Source organism: Pseudomonas sp. RC10, from assembly GCF_038397775.1.
In the GTDB taxonomy this organism is placed as follows: Bacteria; Pseudomonadota; Gammaproteobacteria; order Pseudomonadales; family Pseudomonadaceae; genus Aquipseudomonas; species Aquipseudomonas bambusae.
The window spans coordinates 5,544,419-5,560,636 of the sequence record NZ_CP151650.1 but is presented as its reverse complement, the minus strand read 5'-3'; the positions used below and the strand labels follow the sequence as shown (position 1 = coordinate 5,560,636).

Here is a 16,218-nt window from a genome sequence, read left to right as displayed (position 1 = left end):
AAGGGATGTACAAGCTCGCCTTCTTCGTGCCGCTGAGCCATGTGGAGCAAGTCAAAAACGCATTGTTCGCCGCCGGTGCGGGACGAATCGGCGCGTATGACAGCTGCTCATGGCAGGTCCTCGGTCTTGGCCAGTTTCGCCCGTTGGACGGCAGTCAGCCGTTCATTGGGCAAACCGGCGAGATCGAGCGGGTGGAAGAGTGGAAGGTCGAGCTTGTCGTCGCTGATGAGTTGATTCAGCAGGCCGTGGCTGCCCTCAAAAGCAGCCACCCCTACGAAACCCCAGCGTATGAGGTGTGGAAGCTGGCGGATTTCTAAGTTTGTCTTATCACCACAGAGGTCATGTGTCGGTCATGTGATTAATCTCAACCAAGCCTAACCATCCCCCGCACCGCCTCGCTCAACCCCTGCGCACCATCCCCCACCAACACATGCCACACGCCGTTCCCCAGGCTTCGCACCCCTTGCGAGCCCAACGCTTCCAGTTGACCCGCCGCCAACGACTGGCCTTCCTTTAATTGCACCCGCAGCCGAGTGAGCGCCACACATTCCACGTCCGCAATGCCTTTGCCGCCCAGCGCCTTGAACCACTGCGCTGCCTGAGCGACGTCGACTGTTTGACGAGCAACGGCGACAACCGACTGCCCAGCCATCGGTGTCTTGGCTGCATTCGGCAGAGCGTTGCGCAGTTCGTCCGCCAAGCCATCCGCCATCGGCCCGACCACCACTTGCAGACTGCCCGCATTCCCCGGCCGCACCACCGCCATCGCGCCCAGCGCTTTCAACTCGCTGTCCTGCGCTTTGCTGCGATCCACCAGTTGCAGGCGCAGGCGCGTGGTACAGGCATCGATCCCAAGCAGATTGTCCGCACCGCCCAATGCGTTGATGTACGCACCGGCCCGGTCGCTTTGCGCCACTTGGGCGGTATTGGCGACGACCTGTTCACGCCCCGGGGTTTTGAGGTTGAAGCGCTTGATGCACTGATCGAACACCACGTAATAGATCAGCGCGTACGCCAACCCCAGCGGGAACACCAACCAGCCGTTGGTGGACTTGCCCCAGCCGAGGGCCATGTCGATGGCGCCACCGGAGAAAGTGAAGCCCAAGTGAATGTTGAGCATGTTCGCCAGCGCCATCGACAAACCGGTCAGCAACGCGTGCAGCACGTACAGCATCGGCGCGAGGAACATGAAAGCGAATTCGATAGGCTCGGTCACGCCGGTGAGCGCCGAGGTCAGGGCCATCGACAGCAGAATCCCGCCGATCAGCTTGCGGTTTTCCGGCAGCGCATTGCGGTACATCGCCAGGCACGCTGCGGGGAGACCAAAAATCATCATCGGGAACATGCCGGTCATGAACTGGCCCGCATGGGGATCGCCTGCGAAATAGCGCGCCAGATCGCCGGTCACGGCGCGCCCGGTTTCCGGGTCGGTGAAGCTGCCGAACACGAACCACACCAGGTTGTTGAGGATGTGATGCAAGCCGGTGACGATCAGGATGCGGTTCATCACGCCGAAGAAAAACGCGCCGATGCTGCCGCTTTCCAGCATCAGTTGGCCGAGGGTGTTGATGCCCTGTTGCACCGGTGGCCAGATCAGACCGAACACCAACCCCAGCACCACTGCCGACAACCCCGTGACGATCGGCACGAACCGGCGTCCGCCAAAAAACGCCAGATACTCGGGCAGGTGAATCTCTTTGAAGCGGTTGTACATCGCGCCGCCGAGCAGGCCCGCGATGATCCCGGCGAGCATGCCCATGTCGATGTGCGGGTCGAGCACCTTGAGCGTCGAGGTCATGACCAGATAGCCAATCGCACCGGCCAGACCCGCCGTGCCGTTGTTGTCACGGGCGAAGCCCACGGCAATGCCGATGGCGAAGATCAGCGCCAGATTACTGAAAATCGCGCTGCCCGCCGAGTGAATGATCGCGATGTCCAGCAGGTCGGTGTCGCCCAGGCGCAGCAACAGCCCGGCAATCGGCAGAATCGCGATGGGCAACATCAACGCCCGCCCCAGCCGCTGCAATCCTTCAATGAAGTGTTGGTACATGACGTCTCTCCTTGAGGTGATCGTTCTTGTTATTCAGGCGATGGCTTGTGGCTTCAGGACCTGCGTCTGAAACGTGCGGCAGGCGTCCCGCACGTCCTCGGCGCTGGTCAGGTTCATCAAGTGCTGAGCCAGCGCTTCGCATTGGCGGACGTCCAGCTCACGAACCTGTGCCTTGATTTCCGGGACTTGCGGAGGGCTCACCGACAACTCACGCACACCCAGCCCGATCAACGCCGCTGTCGCCAGAGGGTCGGACGCCAGCGCGCCACACACGCCCACCCAGCGGCCTTTGTCCTGGGCGGCGGCGCAGGTCATGGCGATCAAGCGAAGGAGGGCGGGGTGCAGCGCATCGACGCGAGCGGCCAGCCCCGCGTGATCACGGTCCATGGCCAACGTGTACTGGGACAGATCGTTGGTGCCGATGGACAGAAAGTCCGCGTGCTCGGCCAGTTGCCCGGCGAGCAACGCAGCGGACGGCACCTCGATCATCACCCCCAGTTCAGGGCGCTCGCTGATGCCGGCTTCCGAAGCCAGTACGTCGATGCGCGCGCGAACCGCCAGCAGCTCGCCGACTTCGCTGATCATCGGCAGCAGAATGCGGCAGCGCGCCAACGGTTTGATCCGCAGCAAGGCGCGCAACTGTTGATCGAGCAGTTCAGGGCGGGCCTGACCCAGACGAATGCCGCGCAGGCCAAGCACCGGATTGGCCTCGGCGGGGAGGGGCAAATATTCCAGTTGCTTGTCGCCGCCGACGTCGATGGTGCGGATGATCACCGGTTTCTCGGGCATGGCGTCGAGCACCGACTGATAGGCCGACAGCTGCTCGTCCTCAGTGGGGGCGATTTTGCGATCCACGAAGAGAAACTCGGTGCGCAACAGGCCCACGCCATCGGCGCCATTGAGCTGCGCGTTTTCAGCGTCGGTACGGGACGCAACGTTGGCGGCAACCTCAATGCCGACGCCGTCCTGCGTTTGCGCAGGGAGGTGCGCCTGTTGCTGCTGACGTTGGCGTTGTTCGAAGCGCTGTGTGCGAAGGGTCTGAATGTCCTGTAGGCGAGCGGCATCGGGTCTGATTTCCAGACGCCCATTGTCGGCATCCAGCGCCACGTCTTCATTGAGCGCGACGTCGAGCAGCGCCGACCCCAGTGCGACCAGACACGGTACGCCTTTGCTGCGGGCGAGGATGGCGACGTGGGACGTGGCGCCGCCTTCGGCCATGCAAATCCCGCCGACGCCGCGTTGCACCAGCATCAACAAATCGGAAGGCGTCAGTTCGCGGGCGATGACGATGGCGCCTGAGGGCACTGCCACATCGCGGGCATCACCAAGCAGGGTCAGCAGCACGCGCTGGCGCAGGTCGCGCAGGTCGTTGGCGCGCTCGGCGAGCAGGGGATTGCCGAGGTTTTCCAGTACCGCGCATTGGGCCAGCACAGCCTGGCTCCAGGCGTGGGCTGCGCTTTGGCCTTGATCGATGGCGTCGTAGGCCGCGTCGAGCAGGGCCGGGTCTTCGAGCATCGCCAGGTGCGTGGCGAAAATCGCGCTCTGTTCGTGGTGTTGATGATCGAGAGAGGTGCTGACGTCGGCGCGAACCTGCGCCAGTCCTTCGCTGAGGATCTGGCGTTGCTCTTCAGGGCGATGGCTGCCGCGGTCTTCTTCCAGCTCAATCGTGTCGAGCCGGAACAACGGGCCGCTGGCAAGACCGGGGGACGCCGTCACCCCCCGCAGTATGCCGTTTTCGAGGTCGGCGGTTTCATTGCCGACGGGTACGACTTGGATCACGGGCGCCTGAGGTTTTTCGTCCGGGGAGGGCGTGGACAGTGCCTTGAGCAGCGCCTGAAGCGCGACTTCGCTGTCATGCCCCAGACACACCACTTCCACCTCATCCTGCTCGGCAATCCCCAGCCCCATCAGGCCGGTAACGCTGTCGGTCGACGCGCTGGCCCCGGCGAAATGCAGCTCGGCGTGACTGGCGAACTGGCGGGCCGTCTGCCGTACCAGAGCAGCAGGGCGAGCGTGCAGCCCGCCGTGGTGGGCGACGCGGATGATGCCTCGGGCCTGTTTGGCCCGAATGTCAGAATTTTGGGATGTTTGCGTTTCGTGGGCCACGCCTTCGACGATCAACAAGGGTTCGCCCACGTTCACCGGGCCAGCGGGCCGGGCTGGCGACAGGCTGTACCGATCACCGTTGAGCAGAATCAGCGGACTGACCAGGCTGCGGCTTTCGCGGGCCACCTTGTCCAGCTCAAAGCGCAGCAGCGGCTGGCCCTCCTTCACCCGCTCGCCGTCTTTGACCAGTGCTTCGAACCCCTCGCCATTCAGCCCGACGGTGTCGATGCCCACGTGCAGCAGCCATTCGCTGCCGTTGTCGGCCCGCAGATTCACGGCATGACGGGTGCGCGCGACGTTGATGACCACGCCTGCAAAGGGCGCATGCAGCACGGCATCCAGTGGATCGATGGCAATGCCGACGCCCATGGCGCCCTCGGCGAATACCGGGTCGGGCACTTGGCTCAGTTCCAGTACCGCTCCGCTGAACGGGGCGCTGAACGTCATTTGTTTATTGTTATGCATGACATCGTCCTTGCTGGCGTCGGTCGAGGCGGCGCGGAATCAATGGGTTTTGGTGACTTTGCTCAGGTGGCGTGGCTGATCGGGATCGAGGCCTCTGGCTTCGGCCAGGCCCGCCGCCATCACGTAAAAACTCTGAATGGCGAGAATCGGGTCGAGGGCCGGGTGGTCGGCGCAGGTCAGGGTGAGGTCGCGTTCCGCCACATCGTCAGGGGCGGCCAGCAACACCTTGGCACCGCGCTCGCGCATGTCGGCGGCGAGGGCAAGCAGGCTGGCCTGTTCGGCGCCTCGGGTGGCAAAGATCAGCAGCGGATAGTGATCGCCCACCAGCGCCATCGGCCCGTGGCGCACTTCGGCGCTGCTGAAGGCTTCGGCTTGAATCCCCGAGGTCTCCTTAAACTTGAGCGCTGCCTCTTGAGCGATGGCGAAACCGGTGCCGCGACCGATGACCATGAGACGCTCGCAATCGCGCAGCGCATCAATGGCAGCGGACCAGTCCTGACGCGCCGCCTCGTGCAAGCGTTCCGGCAGCGTTTCACCTGCTTTCAACAGCTGGGCGTCTTGCCGCCAATGGGCGACGAGGCGTGCACTGGCGCTCAGGGTAGCGATGAAGCTTTTGGTCGCCGCGACGCTAAGCTCAGGCCCCGCGCTCAGGCGCAGCACGTATTCACAGGCTTGTTCGAGGGGTGAGCCTTCGACGTTGACCATCGCAATGCTCAAGGCGCCGCGCTCACGCAACGCGCGCAGGCTGTTCACCAGATCCGGGCTTTGACCCGATTGCGAGAAGCCGATGACCGGCTGGTGTTCAATGCGCATGGGCGAGTCGTGCAAGGTCACCACCGACATCGGCAGCGACGCGACAGGCACGCCCACGTGCTGCATGGTCAGGTAGGCGAAGTAACTGGCGGCGTGATCGGAACTGCCCCGGGCCACCGAGAGCACGACGTGGGGCGCGGTCTGACGCAGACGCTGCGCGAGGTCGATCAGACGGGGTTCGAGCACCGTCAACTGACGCTGCACCGCGTCCGCAGCGGCGAGGGCTTCATCAAGCATTTTCGAGTTCAAGGGTCTCTCCTTCGACCATCACGGCGGTGAGTTTCAGATGGCGGTCCAGGTACACGGCGTCCGCCCAAGTGCCGGGTTGCAGGCGGCCGCGTTCTTCGATGCCCAGGTAGTCCGCAGGAAATTGCGACAGGCGTTGTGAGGCTTCGGCCAATGGCAGGCCGATCTTCACCAGATTGCGCAGCGCCTGATCCATGGTCAGCGTACTGCCCGCGAGGGTGCCGTCGGGCAGGCGCACGCCGCCCAGGCATTTGGTCACGGTGTGGCTGCCGAGCTTGTATTCGCCGTCCGGCATGCCAGTGGCAGCGGTGGAATCGGTGACGCAATACAGGCAGGGGATCGAGCGCAACGCGACGCGGATGGCGCCGGGGTGCACGTGCAGCAAATCGGGGATCAGCTCGGCGTAACGCGCATGGGCCAGCGCCGCACCGACGATGCCGGGTTCGCGGTGATGCAGCGGGCTCATGGCGTTATAGAGGTGGGTAAAACTGGTCGCGCCGGCTTCGAGGGCCTTGACCCCTTCTTCGTAGCTGCCCAGCGTGTGGCCGATTTGCAGGCGCACCCCTTGGGACGCCAGGGCTTTGATCAGCTCGACATGCCCGGCGATCTCCGGTGCGATGGTGATGACCTTGATCGGCGCCAGACTCAGATAATGTTCGATTTCGCTCAGCAGCGCGGCGTGGGCGTGGTTGGGTTGCGCGCCGAGTTTTCCGGGATTGATGTAGGGGCCTTCCAGATGCACGCCTAACACCCGGGCCGTTTCTGACGCCCGACGCTGACAATACCCGCCCAGCTGTTCCAGGATCTGACCGATCTCGGCGGCGGGGGCGGTCATGGTCGTGGCCAGCATCGACGTGGTGCCGAAACGCAGGTGCGTGTGTGCAATGGTGGCGAACCCTTCGGCGCCTTCCATGATGTCGTTGCCCCCGCCACCGTGGACGTGCAGGTCAATGAAACCCGGCAGAACGTAAGGCAGGTCGTTGTCCTGCGGGTCGCAGGGCGCGCCATCAATGCGCGTCACCCGGCCGTCGCGGTGCTGCAACTGACCGCGAATCCAGCCGTCGGGGGTGAGGATGTTGAACTCGGACATACAGGCTCCGTTCGGGGTTATCTGCGCGGCTGGTTAACGGCGCAACTCGGCGACGAAATCGTAGTAATCGTCGCGGCAATAGGTGTCGGTCAGTTCGATGGGCGTGTTGTCGGCGAGGTAGCCGATCCGGGTCATCAGCAGCATGGCGGTGCCGGTTTCGAGGCCGACCAGCGCGGCCATTTCTGCCGAGGCGTTGATCGCGCGGATGTGCTGCAGGGCTCGCACCACCGGGCGTCCGATGGAGTCCAGATGCGCGTACAGCGAATCGCCGATGGCCTCGGGTTCTGGCAACAGGGCCGCGGGCAGCGCGCTCAGTTCGACCGCCATGACGATGCCATCGGCCTTGCGCAGACGTTTGAGCCGGGCGACTTTTTCGGTGGGCGACAGGCTCAGGCGGATCAGCTCTTCGTGAGTGGGCAACGTGATATCGCGCTCCAGCCATTGGGAACTGGGCGTGAAACCCTTGAGCCGCAGCATCTCGCTGAAGCTGGAGAGACGGGACAGCGGCTGTTCGAGACGCGGCGTGATGAACGTGCCCGAACCCTGGCTGCGGCGGATCAGGCCTTGTTCCAGCAGAATTTCCAGTGCCTTGCGCGCAGTGACCCGGGAAATGTTCAGGCTCTCGCTGAGGCTGCGTTCCGAAGGCAACGCCTGCTCGGCCTTCCATTGACCGGCATGAATCGCCGCCTCCAGATTGCGCGCCAGTTGCAAATAAAGCGGCGTCGGCTGGCTGTCGTCGGGACGCAGGGACAGGATCGAATTCATGGAAGGCGGGCCGAGGTGGATTGGAATTATGTTCGGAGAATGCGTCCGAAAGTAATACCACTTAAATACCACGTCAACGGGATTGGTATTGAGCGGGAGGTTTTTTGGTCACGGGGTGGTGACGTTTGGAGGGTGATTGGGTTGAGTCAGGCAAATCAAGGTCGCCGGGTTTGCTGCCGCTTCGCGACAGATCGCTGCCGTCGTGCCTCCGGCGTCTCCCACGGCCTTCGGCCAGAGGCGGTGCGGTGTGTGCTTGAGAACACGCAAGCTGCTTTTGATTCTGGCCGAAGGCCGTAGGAGCAAGCTTGCTCGCGATCTGGCGCGAAGCGGCAGCAAAACCTCTGCAACGCGTTATGTCTGATGCAACCGAGGCGTCTGGTTTGGCTGCCGCTGCGGTCGAACGCGACCCCGGCGACGCCTACGCCCTCCGGGCAGAAGCCGTACGCGGCGAGAATGGCAGGGGGCGACAACTGGTATCCAAGTGGCGTTACGGCCGAATCTCGATCATCGTGCCGTCTTTCACCAGATCCCAGACTTCACGAATGTCGCTGTTCTTCATGGCGATGCAGCCGTTGGTCCAGTCCAGCGTGTGGAAATACCACTCGGGGTAGTCTTCGTTGATCGGCGTGCCGTGGATCATGATCATGCTGCCCGGGTTCACACCTTCGCGGCGGGCGCGGGCGGCGTCGGCGATGTTGGGGTAGGAAATGTGCATCGACAGGTTGAACGCGTCGCTGGTCTTGCGCCAGTCCAGCCAATAAAAGCCTTCCGGGGTGCGTTGGTCACCCTCTTGCAGCTTGGGCCCTTTCGGCGCCTTGCCCAGCGAGATGCGATAGGTTTTCAGTGCCTCGCCCTTGCTCATCAATTGCAACTGATGTGCTGATTTGAGCACCAGCACCTTGTCGATGGCGCGGGCGCTGATGTCCTGGGTGTCCACCACCTTACCGTCGACGAATTTCTGCTCGCTGCCCTTGGGCACGATGGTCTGAGTGAAGGCGGCCTGGGACAGCGGAACGACCAGCAGGCATAGAACGGCGAGCAACCAACGCATTTTCAACGGTATCCCTGAACCCTGCGCTCAGCGGCGCGGGTCATCTGGTCAAGTGGTTTTGAGAGGGGGCACGACAGTAAGGCAATCGGTATGCACCGGGAATTCTTGACGCCGCCGGTCTGCAAAAAAATACTCCAGCGTACGTCGCACGGTGTTGAACGCCAGTTCCGACCACGGAATGTCCGCCTCGTCGAACAGCTTCACCTCAAGGCTCTCCACCCCGGCGGCAAATTCTGCGCTGGCCATGTTGGCGCGGTAGAAAATGTGCACTTGGCTGATGTGCGGCACGTCGATCATGGCATAGAGGTGCAAGTCGTCCAGCACGGCGCAGGCTTCTTCGACGGTCTCCCGGCGCGCGGCCTGATCGACGCTTTCACCGTTCTCCATGAAACCGGCCGGCAGAGTCCAGTAACCCAGGCGCGGCTCGATGGCGCGACGACACAACAGCACCTTGCCTTCCCAGAGGGGCAATACGCCCGCCACGATGTTCGGATTCTGGTAATGAATGGTGTGACAGTGGTCGCACACATACCGCAGACGCGTGTCGCCTTCGGGGATACGCTGGGTGACCTGTTCGCCGCAGTGGCTGCAGAATTTCATGATCGAATCGGGTTCCTGAAGTCAGCGGCTATCTTGGCGTGTGGCGCGGGTGGTCGGCAAGCGATGTGTGATTTCCGACACGCTGGCTGTCGCCCATGGGGTTGGGCGTGTCGGCGCTTTGGTGCATGATGCGGATCAGGCAATCGACCGAGAATTCCCATGCTGGACGAGCTACTTCGCCGTATGAGCAGCCACACGCCGCAGCCTCTGGAGATGGACTCAGGGTTCTCCGAGGCCGCGGTGCTCATGCCTATTACCCGCAGCGACGAGCCGGAACTGGTGCTGACCCTGCGCGCCAGCGGGCTGTCGACCCACGGCGGCGAAGTGGCGTTCCCAGGCGGACGAAGAGACCCCGAGGACCCTGACCTGGTGTTCACGGCTTTACGCGAGGCTGAAGAGGAAATCGGCTTGCCGCCGGGCCTCGTCGAAATCGTCGGCCCATTGAGTCCGCTGATTTCCAAGCACGGCCTGAAAGTCACGCCTTACGTCGGCATCATCCCCGATTACGTGGAATACAAACCCAATGATGGGGAGATCGCTGCTGTTTTCAGTGTGCCGCTGGAGTTCTTCCGCGAAGATGCCCGCGAGCACACGCACCGCATCGACTATCAGGGGCGCAGTTGGTACGTGCCGAGCTACCGATTTGGCGAGTACAAGATCTGGGGCTTGAGCGCGATCATGATCGTGGAGCTGATGAACGTGCTGTTCGACAGCAAGATCAACCTGCATCATCCACCCCTGCGTTCGTCCGTGTTGACGCTGAAGTCCTGAATCGTCCGTTTTGCCCAACCGTGAGCCCCGCGCTCGACCCACGGCCGTAGAGCCGAGTCATGAGGAAGACACCATGAAATACCGCCTGGGCGATGCCCGCGTCGAAGCTCACCCGCAAAGCTGGATTGCCCCCACCGCCACCTTGATCGGCAAGGTTCGTTTGCAGGCCCACGCCAGCGTCTGGTTCGGTGCCGTGCTGCGGGGTGACAACGAGCTGATCGACATCGGCGAAAACAGCAACGTGCAAGATGGCACCGTGATGCACACCGACATGGGCTCGCCGCTGACCATCGGCAAGAACGTGACCATCGGCCACAACGTCATGCTTCACGGCTGCACGGTGGACGACAACACGCTGATCGGCATCAATTCGGTGATCCTCAATGGGGCGAAGATCGGCAAATACTGCCTCATCGGCGCCAATTCGCTGATCGGCGAAGGCAAGGTGATTCCGGACGGGTCGCTGGTCATGGGGTCGCCGGGCAAGATCGTGCGGGAACTGACCGAGGCGCAGAAGAAAATGCTCGAAGCCAGCGCCGCCCACTACGTTCACAACGCGCAGCGTTACGCCCGCGATCTGGCGCCGCAGGAAGACTGATGGCCGCCGATCAATCTGTTCATGAAAAGCCCGTGCGCTCGCCATGCGTGAGCATCTGTGCGCTGGATGATGCCGACATGTGCGTTGGCTGCCAGCGCACGGTCACGGAAATCACCGGCTGGAGCCGAATGAGCAACGACGAACGCCGCGCGGTATTGGCGTTGTGCGATGAGCGTGCGCGGGCCAGTGGGGCGATGTTTTCGGTGGGCCAGGCTTAGCAATCTCTTCTGTAGGAGTGAGCTTGCTCGCGATAGCGTCTTCTCGGGCGATAGATATGAACCTGATGGAATGCCATCGCGAGCAAGCTCACTCCTACAGGACTTCTGCGAAGCACCGACTCATCCGTCACCCATCACACCCCATCCCCCGGCCTTCATGGTAAATTGCGCGCCTTTATGACCTGCGGTTACTCGCCTGTGGCGGGTTGCCCTCGATATCTGCTCCACGAGGACCTGAGATGACTCAAATCGGAACTCCACTGTCGCCGACCGCGACCCGCGTTTTGCTCTGCGGTTGCGGCGAGCTTGGCAAGGAAGTGGTGATCGAACTGCAACGCCTGGGCGTTGAAGTGATTGCCGTCGACCGTTACGCCAACGCTCCGGCCATGCAGGTCGCGCACCGCAGCCATGTGATCAACATGCTCGACGGCGCTGCACTGCGGGCCGTGATCGAAGCGGAGAAACCGCATTACATCGTCCCGGAAATCGAAGCCATCGCCACCGCGACGCTGGTCGAACTAGAGGCCGAAGGCTTCACCGTCATCCCGACCGCGCGCGCCACGCAGCTGACCATGAACCGCGAAGGCATCCGCCGTCTGGCCGCCGAAGAGCTGGACCTGCCGACCTCGCCGTATTACTTCGCCGACACCTTCGAAGACTACAAGAAGGCCGTCGAAGACCTGGGTTTCCCGTGCGTCGTCAAACCGGTCATGAGCTCGTCGGGCAAAGGCCAGAGCCTGCTGAAAACCGAGGCTGACGTTCAGAAAGCCTGGGACTACGCCCAAGAAGGCGGCCGCGCGGGCAAAGGCCGCGTGATCATTGAAGGCTTCATCGATTTCGACTACGAAATCACCCTGCTGACCGTGCGCCACGTCGGCGGCACCACTTTCTGCGCGCCGGTAGGCCATCGTCAGGAGAAGGGCGACTATCAGGAATCCTGGCAGCCACAGGCCATGAGCCCGGCGGCGCTGGCGGAATCCGAGCGGGTGGCCAAGGCCGTGACCGAAGCGTTGGGCGGCCGTGGCCTGTTCGGCGTCGAGCTGTTCATCAAGGGCGATCAGGTGTGGTTCAGCGAAGTCTCGCCACGCCCGCACGACACCGGTCTGGTGACGTTGATTTCCCAGGATCTGTCGCAGTTCGCGTTGCACGCCCGCGCCATTCTCGGTCTGCCGATCCCGTTGATCCGTCAGTTCGGCCCGTCGGCTTCGGCGGTGATTCTGGTGGAAGGTCAATCGACCCAGACCGCGTTTGCCAATCTGGAGCAGGCCCTGAGCGAGCCCGACACCGCGCTGCGCCTGTTCGGCAAGCCGGAAGTCAACGGTCAGCGCCGCATGGGCGTGGCCTTGGCCCGCGACGAATCGATCGAAGCCGCTCGCCGCAAGGCCACTCGCGCGTCGATGGCGGTGAAAGTGCAGCTGTAACATCTTTCCGCACACAAAAACGGCGTCCCCTGAGGCGCCGTTTTTATTTGGAGGCTGGCACGATTTACTGTAGGAGCGCGCTTGCCCGCGATTGCGGTGTGCCTGCGACATTGATTTGTCTGACACAACGCGTTCGCGGGCAAGCGCGCTCCTACAGATCAAGCATTATTTGATCGTATCCAGATCCGCATGCCGCGTTTCTTTCAGGCACAGCACAGCAATCAGACTTAACAACGCCGCCGCCGAGACGTACCCGCCGACCCAGCTCAAACCGCCCATCTCCACCAGTTGCTGCGCGAAGAACGGCGCCACCGAGGCGCCGACGATCCCGCCAATGTTGTAGGCCGCCGACGCGCCGGTGTAGCGCACGCGGGTTGGGAAAAGCTCGGGCAGCATCGCGCCCATCGGGGCGAAGGTCACGCCCATCAGGAACAGCTCGATGGACAGGAACAACGTCACCGCCCACGTGGTGCCGTGGGTCAGCAAGGGTTGCATCAGAAAGCCCGACAGAATCGCCAGCACGCCGCCGATGATCAACACCGGTTTGCGCCCGAAACGGTCGCTGGCCCAGGCCGACAGCGGAGTGGCCAAGGCCATGAACAACACTGCAAAGCACAGCATGGCAAGGAAGGATTCGCGGCTGTAGCCCAGGGATTTCACCCCGTAGCTCAGGGAGAACACCGTCGAGATGTAGAACAGCGCGTAGCACACCACCATCGATGCTGCGCCCAGCAACATGGGCGCCCAATATTGCGAAAAAAGCTCGGCAATCGGCATTTTCAGACGCTCGTGATTAGCGATGGCCTTGGCGAAGACCGGCGTTTCTTCCAGCTTCAAACGCACATAGAGGCCAATCACCACCAGCACGGCGCTGAGCAGGAACGGGATGCGCCAGCCCCAGGAGCGGAACTGTTCGTCGCTCAGCGTGACGGCCAGGGTCAGGAACAGGCCGTTGGCCGCCAGAAACCCGATCGATGGACCGAGTTGCGGAAACATCCCGAACCACGCCCGCTTGCCTTTGGGGGCGTTTTCGGTGGCCAGCAACGCTGCGCCGCCCCATTCGCCGCCGAGCCCCAGACCTTGGCCGAAACGCAGCACGCATAGCAAAATCGGCGCCCATGAACCGATGGCTTCATAGCCCGGCAGCACGCCGATCAACGTGGTGCAGATGCCCATCAACAGCAACGAAGCCACCAGCGTGGATTTGCGGCCAATGCGGTCGCCGAAGTGACCGAACAGCAACGAGCCCAACGGGCGAGCGAGAAAGGCGATGCCGAACGTCAGAAACGCCGACAGCATCTGTGCGGTACTGGAGGTCTGCGGGAAGAACACCGGCCCGATCACCAGGGCGGCGGCTGTGGCGTAGACGTAGAAGTCGTAGAACTCGATGGCCGTGCCGATGAAGCTGGCAGTGGCCACGCGGGCGGCGGAATTGGCGGGCGGTGCCGCGCTTTCGCCGCTTGGCGGAAAGGTGGACGTGCTGGTCATGCGGGTATCCCTGGCAGTCATCTTGCCTGTCAGCGGGGGACAAAACGTCCGGGGCGCTGGGGCAATCGTTAATTGTTTTTGGGTACAGCGCTGAACAGACTAGCCCCGAATGGTGGGGAGGTGACGGTGCTCGGGATGTGAGCGGTGTGAAGACGTCAGGCTGAGTGACTGGCCGACTCTCGCATCGTGCGGGTAGCACGCGGGTCGGCGGGGCTGGGTAAGCGGTTCGATTATAGGAAGGGCGGCGGCGCGGAAACAAGTGTTTCAGGCTTGTTGCGCGCCTCAGGTCACGTCTTTGGTCCGGGTGTTTTGCCACATCAGGACGCGGGTGACCCGGTTGTCCTCCGTTTCCAGCGTTTCGAGGCGGTACGGCCCGATCTTCAGGCACACCGAGCTGTCGGGAATGGTTTCCAGCGCTTCGGTGATCAGACCGTTGAGGGTCTTGGGGCCGTCCGCCGGCAGGTGCCAGCCCAGGCTCTTGTTCAGGTCGCGGATCGAGGCCGCGCCTTCCACCACCAGACGGCCGTCCGGCTGCGGGTGAATGTGCGGGTTGTCGAGGGATTGCTCGCTTTCGAATTCTCCGACGATCTCTTCGAGAATGTCTTCCAGGCTGACGATGCCCAACACTTCGCCGTACTCGTCCACCACCACGCCCATGCGCCGCTGCTGCTTGTGAAAGTTCAGCAACTGCATCTGCAACGGCGTGCTTTCGGGAACGAAATAGGGCTCGTAGCAGGCGGCTTTCAGCGCTTCTTTGGTCAACTGACCGCGTGGCAGCAGGTGGCTGATCATGCGTGTATTGAGCACGCCTTCGACCTGATTGATGTCGTTGTGATAGACCGGCAATCGGGTGTGGCGGGAGATGATCAGCTTGTCGACGATCTCTTCAATCGTGTCATCAAGGTTGATGCCATCCACTTCGCTGCGCGGAACGAGGATGTCGTTGACCGTCATGCTGTCCAGCGCGTGAATCCCGGAAATCACGCGGGAGCGGCCGAACTGGCTCTCGTTGTCTTGATAAACCGTCGGCCCCATGTCGTCGTCATCGGCAGCGGTGTCCGGGCGGCGCTTGGACAGAAACGGGCGCAGCAGCACTTTGGCGATGTTCTTGTAGAGCCAGGTGAGCGGCCGCAGCAGGCGCATCGGGATGCGCAGCACGTTATTGCCCAGCAACAAAATGGCTTCGGGGCGGCGGGCGGCGAGTTTGCGCGGAATGAATTCAGTGACGATCACCAGCAGGCTGGCGACGCCCACCCAGGCGATCAGGGGGCCGTGGTCGTACCAGCGACTGATCGCCAGCAGGGTGGCGAGCACCGTGATCAGGACTTTAAGCAGCGTGTTGCCGAGAATCAGGCTGTTCAGGTTGAACGCCAGCACCGGCTTGGCGGGCTCGGTCGAGCGCGGGTTGATGCGCACGGCGCGCAGGTTGTAGTGCGCCGCCTCGACCGCCGTGAACAGCGCGGACCACAGCGTCAGCAGGACTAGGAGCGCGAGCATCGTGCCGTTGGGCAGGTTTTCCATGGTCGGCGCCTGTCAGATGTGCAGGATGTATTCGCGTACGAGTTTGCTGCCGAAATAGGCCAGCATCAGCAGCAGGAAACCGCCCAGCGTCCAGCGAATCGCCTTGTGCCCGCGCCAGCCCAGACGGGTGCGGCCCCAGAGCAGAACGCTGAACACGATCCACGCGAGGATCGACAGCAGGGTCTTGTGCACCAGGTGTTGAGCGAACAGGTTCTCGACGAACAGCCAGCCGGAAATCAGCGACATCGACAGCAGCGTCCAGCCGGCCCACAGGAAACCGAACAGCAGGCTTTCCATGGTCTGCAGCGGCGGGAAATTCTTGATCAGCCCGGAGGGGTGCTTGTTCTTGAGCTGGCGGTTCTGCAACAGGAGCAGCAGCGCCTGAAACACGGCGATGGTGAACATGCCGTAAGCCAGGATCGACAGCAGGATATGCCCGATCAGCCCCTGTTCACCGAGGATCGGCTGCAGGGTGCCGCTGGGGGCGAATTGCGCCATCAGGGTCGTCAACAGGCCGAGGGGGAAGAGCAGGATCAGCAGGATTTCAACCGGGATGCGAATGCACGCCAGCATGGTCACGATGATCACGGCGACGGCGATCAGGCTGGCGGCGCTGAAAAAGTCCAGACCGAGGCCGATAGGGCGCACCAATTGACCGAAAAGCGCACTGGCCTGACAGGCGACGGCAAGGGTGCCGATCAGGCACAACAGCCATTTGTCGGCCTTCTTGCCCTGACGCAGGCGAATACCTTGATAGAGGGTCGCAGCGGCGTAGAGCACGGCGGCGACGAGGCTGAATAGCAAACTCGGTGACAAGGGGAACATAGATCCTGATGGGCGTGCCCGAAAGCCGCTGAGTTTGGCATAGAACCAACCGTGCACGAAAGACCACAGAAGCAGACGTCATGGTGTCCGAGCGCCGGACTCTTCGCTATAATCCGCGACCTGCTCAAGCCACAGGCTCGCCGAGCGCTGTTTCTTCTATATAGGTGTCGGATTCGAACACCTCATATGG

The 16,218-nt window shown here is 62.5% G+C and carries 15 protein-coding genes; 5 read left to right on the top strand and 10 right to left on the bottom strand.

Annotated elements, in window-relative coordinates; translation table 11 throughout:
• Positions 1–5: 5 nt before the first annotated feature.
• Positions 6–317: a YqfO family protein gene (locus AAEO81_RS25145; protein WP_341959672.1), complete on the top strand. Its 312-nt coding sequence runs from the start codon at positions 6–8 to the stop codon at positions 315–317.
• A 47-nt stretch (positions 318–364) separates the two neighbouring features.
• Here AAEO81_RS25145 and nagE read toward each other — a convergent pair whose 3' ends face one another.
• From nagE to AAEO81_RS25110, 7 genes are all read right to left on the bottom strand, one after another.
• Positions 365–2,050 carry an N-acetylglucosamine-specific PTS transporter subunit IIBC gene (gene nagE / locus AAEO81_RS25140; protein ID WP_341959671.1) on the bottom strand — a complete coding sequence of 562 codons (1,686 nt, stop codon included), beginning with the start codon at positions 2,048–2,050 and terminating at the stop codon, positions 365–367.
• Positions 2,051–2,083: 33 nt separating this feature from the next.
• Positions 2,084–4,621, bottom strand: a complete 2,538-nt coding sequence (gene ptsP / locus AAEO81_RS25135; RefSeq protein ID WP_341959670.1) for a phosphoenolpyruvate--protein phosphotransferase — start codon at positions 4,619–4,621, stop codon at positions 2,084–2,086.
• Between the two features lie 39 nt (positions 4,622–4,660).
• Complete coding sequence (locus AAEO81_RS25130; protein WP_341964615.1) at positions 4,661–5,671, bottom strand: SIS domain-containing protein; 1,011 nt, start codon at positions 5,669–5,671, stop codon at positions 4,661–4,663.
• Positions 5,664–6,770 carry an N-acetylglucosamine-6-phosphate deacetylase gene (gene nagA, locus AAEO81_RS25125; RefSeq protein ID WP_341959669.1) on the bottom strand — a complete coding sequence of 369 codons (1,107 nt, stop codon included), beginning with the start codon at positions 6,768–6,770 and terminating at the stop codon, positions 5,664–5,666. The genes AAEO81_RS25130 and nagA overlap by 8 nt, the downstream gene beginning before the upstream one ends.
• Positions 6,771–6,803: 33 nt before the next feature.
• On the bottom strand, positions 6,804–7,535 hold the full coding sequence (locus AAEO81_RS25120; protein ID WP_341959668.1) for a GntR family transcriptional regulator: 732 nt from the start codon (positions 7,533–7,535) through the stop codon (positions 6,804–6,806).
• Between the two features lie 487 nt (positions 7,536–8,022).
• The gene (locus AAEO81_RS25115; RefSeq protein ID WP_341959667.1) at positions 8,023–8,586 is read right to left on the bottom strand and encodes a L,D-transpeptidase family protein; all 564 of its coding nucleotides are present in this window, start codon (positions 8,584–8,586) and stop codon (positions 8,023–8,025) included.
• Positions 8,587–8,634: 48 nt separating this feature from the next.
• The gene (locus tag AAEO81_RS25110; RefSeq protein WP_341959666.1) at positions 8,635–9,186 is read right to left on the bottom strand and encodes an NUDIX hydrolase; all 552 of its coding nucleotides are present in this window, start codon (positions 9,184–9,186) and stop codon (positions 8,635–8,637) included.
• 159 nt (positions 9,187–9,345) lie between these two features.
• Between AAEO81_RS25110 and AAEO81_RS25105 the strand changes: the two genes are divergently transcribed.
• The 4 genes from AAEO81_RS25105 to purT all read left to right on the top strand — a co-directional run bounded on the left by AAEO81_RS25105 (position 9,346) and on the right by purT (position 12,194).
• Positions 9,346–9,957, top strand: coding sequence for a CoA pyrophosphatase (locus tag AAEO81_RS25105; RefSeq protein WP_341959665.1), 612 nt, complete (start codon positions 9,346–9,348; stop codon positions 9,955–9,957).
• A 73-nt stretch (positions 9,958–10,030) separates the two neighbouring features.
• Positions 10,031–10,555: a gamma carbonic anhydrase family protein gene (locus tag AAEO81_RS25100; RefSeq protein ID WP_341959664.1), complete on the top strand. Its 525-nt coding sequence runs from the start codon at positions 10,031–10,033 to the stop codon at positions 10,553–10,555.
• Positions 10,555–10,773 (top strand): DUF1289 domain-containing protein, encoded by a 219-nt coding sequence (locus AAEO81_RS25095; protein WP_341959663.1) that lies wholly within the window; start codon positions 10,555–10,557, stop codon positions 10,771–10,773. Before AAEO81_RS25100 ends, AAEO81_RS25095 begins: the two co-directional genes overlap by 1 nt.
• A gap of 239 nt (positions 10,774–11,012) precedes the next feature.
• Positions 11,013–12,194 carry a formate-dependent phosphoribosylglycinamide formyltransferase gene (gene purT / locus AAEO81_RS25090; protein ID WP_341959662.1) on the top strand — a complete coding sequence of 394 codons (1,182 nt, stop codon included), beginning with the start codon at positions 11,013–11,015 and terminating at the stop codon, positions 12,192–12,194.
• A 165-nt stretch (positions 12,195–12,359) separates the two neighbouring features.
• On the opposite strand, the gene AAEO81_RS25085 is transcribed toward purT, so the two are convergent.
• From AAEO81_RS25085 to ccsA, 3 genes are all read right to left on the bottom strand, one after another.
• Complete coding sequence (locus tag AAEO81_RS25085) at positions 12,360–13,682, bottom strand: MFS transporter (protein WP_341959661.1); 1,323 nt, start codon at positions 13,680–13,682, stop codon at positions 12,360–12,362.
• A gap of 282 nt (positions 13,683–13,964) precedes the next feature.
• Positions 13,965–15,203: a CNNM domain-containing protein gene (locus AAEO81_RS25080; protein WP_341959660.1), complete on the bottom strand. Its 1,239-nt coding sequence runs from the start codon at positions 15,201–15,203 to the stop codon at positions 13,965–13,967.
• Between the two features lie 12 nt (positions 15,204–15,215).
• Positions 15,216–16,028 (bottom strand): cytochrome c biogenesis protein CcsA, encoded by an 813-nt coding sequence (gene ccsA, locus AAEO81_RS25075; protein WP_166593607.1) that lies wholly within the window; start codon positions 16,026–16,028, stop codon positions 15,216–15,218.
• Positions 16,029–16,218: the final 190 nt, after the last annotated feature.

Bases quoted from the DNA above. Each gene is read 5' to 3' on its own strand.
- AAEO81_RS25145 (WP_341959672.1), top strand. From the start codon at position 6: ATGTACAAGCTCGCCTTCTTCGTGCCGCTGAGCCATGTGGAGCAAGTC.
- nagE (WP_341959671.1), bottom strand. From the start codon at position 2,050: ATGTACCAACACTTCATTGAAGGATTGCAGCGGCTGGGGCGGGCGTTG.
- ptsP (WP_341959670.1), bottom strand. From the start codon at position 4,621: ATGCATAACAATAAACAAATGACGTTCAGCGCCCCGTTCAGCGGAGCG.
- AAEO81_RS25130 (WP_341964615.1), bottom strand. From the start codon at position 5,671: ATGCTTGATGAAGCCCTCGCCGCTGCGGACGCGGTGCAGCGTCAGTTG.
- nagA (WP_341959669.1), bottom strand. From the start codon at position 6,770: ATGTCCGAGTTCAACATCCTCACCCCCGACGGCTGGATTCGCGGTCAG.
- AAEO81_RS25120 (WP_341959668.1), bottom strand. From the start codon at position 7,535: ATGAATTCGATCCTGTCCCTGCGTCCCGACGACAGCCAGCCGACGCCG.
- AAEO81_RS25115 (WP_341959667.1), bottom strand. From the start codon at position 8,586: ATGCGTTGGTTGCTCGCCGTTCTATGCCTGCTGGTCGTTCCGCTGTCC.
- AAEO81_RS25110 (WP_341959666.1), bottom strand. From the start codon at position 9,186: ATGAAATTCTGCAGCCACTGCGGCGAACAGGTCACCCAGCGTATCCCC.
- AAEO81_RS25105 (WP_341959665.1), top strand. From the start codon at position 9,346: ATGCTGGACGAGCTACTTCGCCGTATGAGCAGCCACACGCCGCAGCCT.
- AAEO81_RS25100 (WP_341959664.1), top strand. From the start codon at position 10,031: ATGAAATACCGCCTGGGCGATGCCCGCGTCGAAGCTCACCCGCAAAGC.
- AAEO81_RS25095 (WP_341959663.1), top strand. From the start codon at position 10,555: ATGGCCGCCGATCAATCTGTTCATGAAAAGCCCGTGCGCTCGCCATGC.
- purT (WP_341959662.1), top strand. From the start codon at position 11,013: ATGACTCAAATCGGAACTCCACTGTCGCCGACCGCGACCCGCGTTTTG.
- AAEO81_RS25085 (WP_341959661.1), bottom strand. From the start codon at position 13,682: ATGACCAGCACGTCCACCTTTCCGCCAAGCGGCGAAAGCGCGGCACCG.
- AAEO81_RS25080 (WP_341959660.1), bottom strand. From the start codon at position 15,203: ATGGAAAACCTGCCCAACGGCACGATGCTCGCGCTCCTAGTCCTGCTG.
- ccsA (WP_166593607.1), bottom strand. From the start codon at position 16,028: ATGTTCCCCTTGTCACCGAGTTTGCTATTCAGCCTCGTCGCCGCCGTG.